Below are 6,000 nucleotides of genomic sequence, written 5' to 3' on the forward strand. Positions count from 1 at the left end.
CCTTATTCTATATTCCAAAAAGTTTCACATATCTTCATTATAGCTTATATGACAAGCTATGTGAATGTTAAGTGTGTGCAGTTGCCCCTTTTGATATTTCGATGAAATTTCCGTTTGCGATGAATCATAACGGACATCCTCGCATAAATTGTATTAATCTTGCTGTTAGACATCAAAGATAGAGGAGGTCCTGTATGGATATTTTAAAGAAGATTGAAAGGTACAGGGAAGAAGAACAACGACTAAAGTGGGAAGGTACATTCGCGGAGTATTTAGAACTTTTAAAAGAAAAGCCATGGGTTGCCCAGTCCGCTCATTCGCGCGTTTATAATATGATTAAAGATGCAGGGGTTGAAGAAGTAAACGGAAGAAAGCGGTATAAATTTTTTAGCGGGCAATTATTCGGCTTGGAAGAAGCGCTGGAAAGGTTAGTGGAAGAGTATTTCCATCCTGCGGCAAAACGTCTTGATGTACGAAAACGCATTTTGTTATTAATGGGGCCAGTGAGCGGCGGAAAATCAACGCTTGTTACGATGTTAAAAAGAGGTTTGGAAACATATTCGTATACAAACCGCGGTGCTGTGTATGCCATTAAGGGATGTCCTATGCATGAAGATCCCCTCCATCTCATTCCGCATCATTTGCGTGATGATTTTTACCAAGAATACGGCATCCGCATTGAAGGAAATCTCTCTCCTTTAAACATGATGCGCCTTGAAAAAGAATACGGCGGCCGTATTGAAGATGTTATGGTTGAGCGGATTTTCTTTTCCGAAGATAAACGGGTCGGCATTGGAACATTTAGCCCATCTGACCCAAAATCACAAGATATTGCTGATTTAACAGGAAGCATTGACTTTTCAACCATTGCCCAATACGGATCGGAATCTGATCCGCGTGCATATCGTTTTGATGGCGAATTAAATAAGGCGAACCGCGGGATTATGGAATTTCAAGAAATGTTAAAATGCGATGAAAAGTTTTTATGGCACTTGTTGTCGCTCACACAAGAAGGGAACTTTAAAGCAGGCCGCTTTGCACTTATTAGCGCTGATGAATTGATTGTTATTTGATATCTACTAAAAGTATATAAAAGCGTAAAAACAAATATGACTAAAAAAATAAAAAAACTTCCCTTCAGTGGGAAGCAGAGGAGATAGTGTTTAAAATAATTTTAGGGTTAATGTAAGCATGCAGATTAAATTTCCCTTTACCTGTTTTTTCTAACACAATGTAATCAAAGATCCCTCGTAAAATTTCATTCTTTTCTCCTTTAGATAAATCACTATTCACATACAAGTCATATAAAGTTTTAAATCCTTGTTGGATGGACTCAACATTAACTTCTTCAATTTGCTCTTTATGTGTTTCTGCTTGCAAAAAATAAAGTTGCCTTTCTTTTTCTTCTTTTTGTTTTAAAATTTCTGCACGATCTTCTTCATATTCCTCGTCTGTTATTTGTCCTTTCCGCAACATTCTCCGCAAAGCCGTTAATTCACCGTCCAGACTTTCTAACTGTTTTTGTATGAGTAAAACTCGGTCATTTGGATTAACAGAATTTTTCTGTTTCATTTTATCTAAGTTAATCATTTCTTCAAGTCTTTGTCTTAATATTTCCGTATCGACATTAATAAAATCTTCTTGCAGGATGCGAAGAATTTCTTGTTCTACAGTTCTATACTTCATATAAACCCTGCAAGCCAAACAGTTTAGGAATTCTTTGTCATATACAGACTGTGTACCGTCTTTTTTCGTATAGTATTGTCTAGAGTACTGTCTTTGCATTTTATTCCCGCAACCCGAACAAACGATAAGTCCTGCTAGTGGTTGAGGCTCAAAATCTAGTCTGACCTTAGGGCTGTTTTTATTTTCTTCCATGATTTCAGCCGCTTTTTCAAACGTTTGTTTATCAATCAATGGAGGATGGGCATTTTCTGCTACTATCCAGTCTTTTTCCTCCAATTTTATTTTTTTCTTATTTCTAAGCCGTGTAGTTCTAAATTGAACGGTGCCAATATACACAGGGTTTCTCAATATTCGCCTAATAACCATGGGCTTCCAATATGTTTTTCCTGTTGGAGTAGGAATTCCTTCTTCCCTAAGTTTTGTACTAATAGCATTATAACCAATGCCATGATTTACATAGTAATCAAAAATCTTTCGCACTACCCACGCGGTTTCTTCATCGGGTTCTAATCTCTGGGTAAAACTATTAAACTTATATCCATACGGGATTCCGCCACCACCCGTCATCCATCTGCCTTGTACCGCATATGTATAGCGTGCTTCCCGCATTCGTCTCGTTATTTTGCTATATTCCATATTGGCGAAGAACATATGGAATTTAATGTATTCCATGTCGTTATCATCGAGAGGATCAAATGTTTGAAATGGAGTTATAATGTAAATACATTTTTCTAATATGATTTTTTCTAGAAACCCCATCTGCTCATATGAACCACGCCCCAGACGGCTTATATCTTTAACCATTATAGCAACTGTGCGTGGTTTTACTTTTTGCAACTCTTCAATAATATGTCGAAAAACGGGCCGTTCCTCAATAGCATCTGCACCACTTCCTACTTCTTCGTATAAATCCCAGTCGTAATGCTGGTATCGTTCGTTTAAGATTCTTTCCAATAACGCGCGCTGTTCTGCTAGTGTATCCTGATCTGTCTTTTTTTCCCGTTCCAAGTCTTGTCGAGAACGACGGATATAAGCGTATATATACTTAACGCTGGATGGTAACTTACTATCCATATACCCATTCCCCCTGTTTTGGTATGTGTTTAACGACTATTATACTACTAAATATACATATGTAGCACATACAAAAACACAATAGTTATTGCTATAAACACACAAGAAAATGGGAATTGGGATTTTTGTATAAAATAACCTAAGATTAGGTGTTTGGTATAATTAATATATGAACTCAATATATTTTTAGAATTTTTGTTACAAGGGGGAGGGGATAGGATGATTGAAATCGTATGGGAAAGAATAAAGGAATGTGAAGGTCAAGTTTTCAAGCAAATTCGTGGAGGAGAGTTTACGTACAAAGTTAAGGGAAATTCTATTGAGTTAAGCAGAACTAATCGCTCAATATCAAAAAATACTTTTAAAGAAGCACTAAAATATGTACCGTTAGAAAATACTGTACCTGTACAGCACTTGCAGGCTCCGTCTTATTTGTTTGCAATATTGATGGACAGGAGAGTAAGGCAAAATGATTGGTAATAGTAGAAGAAGATAAAAATTGAATATTGGACCTTTACAAGAAGTTTATGATGTAGTATCATAAAAGCAATCTAATTTTAGTATATTGTTATATATTGGTATATTTTTATATATAATAAATGGTTTGTTGTTTAATATACGGAAATTTTAACGTTTATATTTATACGATATCTCCTTCTTTTTAATACACGGAGAAGAAAAAATATATAATACACCGCATTTAATAGTTGAATATGTGCATATATAAGGCTATTTGTGCCCGTTTATATGGGTGTATTATGTATTTTTATAAATTCTGTGTTTAAAAAGGAGGAGTTTTTTATGCAAAAAAATCAATTTGGTAAGAACGGAAAAAAAGTGGGTTATCTTGTTCATCTTGATCCAATTCAAGATAACAGTATTGAATTATACTTAGAGTCACAAGTAGTAAGTGCAATATTGGAGGAAACTGTAGGCTTGAAAGTAGAGGGATATCTTTCATATAAAAACAATCCCGCTGCTGCAACGGATTTTATGGAAGGGCTCAAGAAACGCCAAATCGACACAATTATTGTGCATGATATCGAAATATTCAACAAAAGTATTGTGGATTTGTTTATACAAAACGGTTTTCATTTCATTGTAGTAGAGATTGATGAGTTCAACTCTAAATACCGAGTTTTTGAAATAGAAAACAATGGTAAAATAGATACTTCTACGGTTTATCTCAAAAGAACAAATGCTCAATGGCACCGTCTTAAAACGAAATACAAAAAGGCTATTAGCAGAAATAGAATTGTTGCGAAAAATCTTAATAACATCTGCGAGCATTTAGGAATGTAAGGTGAATGAATGTGTAAAGAGTATGGAAGAGACCACTATATACTAAAGTGGTCTCTTTTTTGATAGCAATTGATTTTAAAACTTTTGAAGGTTTTTGGATTTAAATGTCGAATTTTGGTTAATGGATGTTTGATTTACCTTGTTTCAAGGAAGGTGTAAACATGAATTTGAGGAATTTCCATACGCCTTTGACTGAAGCAGAAGTAGACGAGATTTATCAATTATTTACACCGAAGCAACGTCAATATATGGATGCTTTTACGAAACGAAGCAAAAAAAGTAAGTGGTTAGAAGTTTTAGCACTAAAAAAAGGAATCATCGTAACGGAAGATATGGATACAGAACAATTGGCAGAAGCAGTCGATGATTGGGTTCTAGTTGAAATACTGGATGGAGGGCGTGGAAATCGACCGTTTCGTTGTGAATGTGGTATGTCCCTTCGGTATCAGTACATTGTGACTCATAAAAAGCAAAACAAGACATACAAACTAGGTGAAACGTGCTTGGAAAACTACACTCATTTAACTTCAGAAATTATTCGGGATATTAGAAAAGGATTCCATAGGATACATTTGGAACGAGATGAACTGCTCCTGAAAATTTATCGTGGCGAGAAAACCGACATAAAAGAGTTTGCTGGAATTGAAATCCCGCCATCTTATCTTGTGCAAATAGAACATGACATACCGCTTTTGGATAAACAACTGAAAAAACTTCATGATCAACTTCATGCGAAGAGAATGGAAGAACTCCAAAAGCAACATCAAGCAGAAAGGGAACGACTAAAGGAAATCTTTTACCAAAGTCGTCAGCATAGAGTGTCTAAGTCGTACACCGCTCCATATTATTCGTATCATTCCTCACCGAAAACTCATTCGCATCTTTGTATCTCCTATGAGGAATTAATTGAACGGCATTTAAACGAATTAAAACAAATACGCGCAAAAGAAGAACTAATTCCAGCAGGATTAAGGAAAGATTGGGATATCATCCAAGACATTGTAAGAGCCGCTAAAAGAAGAGAGAAGTTTGATTATAGCCGTTTTAAAAGGACAGGTAATACAAAATTATACAAAAATTAAAGAACAGGGGAATCTCCTGTTTGGGATTGATATAATATCAGGAATAATTATTTCCTTAAAAACTACTTTCTTCTAACCTTTTTAATGTTTTCTCATATATTGCATTCCTTTGCTTCTCTTCCCAATCCAGTCTTTGTAAAATACGTTGCCAATATATATTACCTTCTGTTGCGTAAGATTTTGCAGTTTCTCTCCACAGAAACGCTTCAGCCTCTTCTAGTACAATATAGAACCTACTTTGAATTTTAAAGTGTGGCATTCCATCTTCTTTAATTAAACTATATATCGTTGAAGGACTTGTTCTAAAATGTCTTGCTGCTTCTTTTATAGTTAGAACTGTTCTGCCATAATAATTTGCTCTATCTTTTTTTGTGTAGTTCATAATTTCACTAGAAAAACAGGCTAATTCGTCTCTGATTATCTTCCTAAGTATTTCTTCTATCAAAGCAGGTGCCTCCTTTGTTTTATGAAAGTTACCAATTTCAGTTTGAACTTCTGTTATATCCCAATTATTATCAGGATCAGTCCAACCAAATTGTTTATAATTAATAATTGTTTTTTTGATTTCATTTTCATCAAAAATGATTCGAGATTTAACTTTACGATGAGGCATTGCTCTAGCATGTGTTAACTGTCTTATAGTGTAAGAGCCGATACCAGTCATTGAAGAAACTTCTTTTATGGTTAAATATTTTTTGGGAGTATGGTGTTCAAATTCGTAGAGATTTTTTACTAATTGAGATATCTCATCATGAATAATAGTGTAAATTATCACTTTATTTCGGAACAAAAGAGCCATTTTTTTGCACATTCCTTCAGAAAGCCCTCTCCCCTTTTCTGAAAGAATGTGCTAAAT

5 protein-coding genes and 1 pseudogene are annotated in these 6,000 nt (G+C 34.9%); 4 read left to right on the top strand and 2 right to left on the bottom strand.

Going from position 1 to position 6,000, the window contains the following annotated elements; translation table 11 throughout:
• Window positions 1-194: 194 nt before the first annotated feature.
• A pseudogene (locus B0I26_RS16990) lies at window positions 195-1,067 on the top strand (protein prkA); the annotation flags it as partial.
• Between the two features lie 70 nt (window positions 1,068-1,137).
• On the opposite strand, the gene B0I26_RS16995 reads toward B0I26_RS16990, so the two are convergent.
• Entirely contained in the window at window positions 1,138-2,760 is a 1,623-nt protein-coding gene (locus B0I26_RS16995) for a recombinase family protein (protein WP_111646562.1), read from the bottom strand.
• Window positions 2,761-2,979: 219 nt separating this feature from the next.
• On the opposite strand from B0I26_RS16995, the gene B0I26_RS17000 reads away from it, so the two are divergent.
• From B0I26_RS17000 to B0I26_RS17010, 3 genes are all read left to right on the top strand, one after another.
• Entirely contained in the window at window positions 2,980-3,240 is a 261-nt protein-coding gene (locus B0I26_RS17000) for a hypothetical protein (RefSeq protein ID WP_111646563.1), read from the top strand.
• A gap of 321 nt (window positions 3,241-3,561) precedes the next feature.
• Complete coding sequence (locus B0I26_RS17005; protein ID WP_111646564.1) at window positions 3,562-4,062, top strand: hypothetical protein; 501 nt, start codon at window positions 3,562-3,564, stop codon at window positions 4,060-4,062.
• A gap of 161 nt (window positions 4,063-4,223) precedes the next feature.
• Complete coding sequence (locus B0I26_RS17010) at window positions 4,224-5,144, top strand: hypothetical protein (protein WP_111646565.1); 921 nt, start codon at window positions 4,224-4,226, stop codon at window positions 5,142-5,144.
• A gap of 55 nt (window positions 5,145-5,199) precedes the next feature.
• Here B0I26_RS17010 and B0I26_RS17015 read toward each other — a convergent pair whose 3' ends face one another.
• Window positions 5,200-5,955, bottom strand: a complete 756-nt coding sequence (locus tag B0I26_RS17015) for a helix-turn-helix domain-containing protein (RefSeq protein WP_111646566.1) — start codon at window positions 5,953-5,955, stop codon at window positions 5,200-5,202.
• Window positions 5,956-6,000 lie beyond the last annotated feature (45 nt).

The sequence above is a fragment of the Paranoxybacillus vitaminiphilus genome, assembly GCF_003259935.1.
GTDB lineage: Bacteria > Bacillota > Bacilli > Bacillales > Anoxybacillaceae > Paranoxybacillus > Paranoxybacillus vitaminiphilus.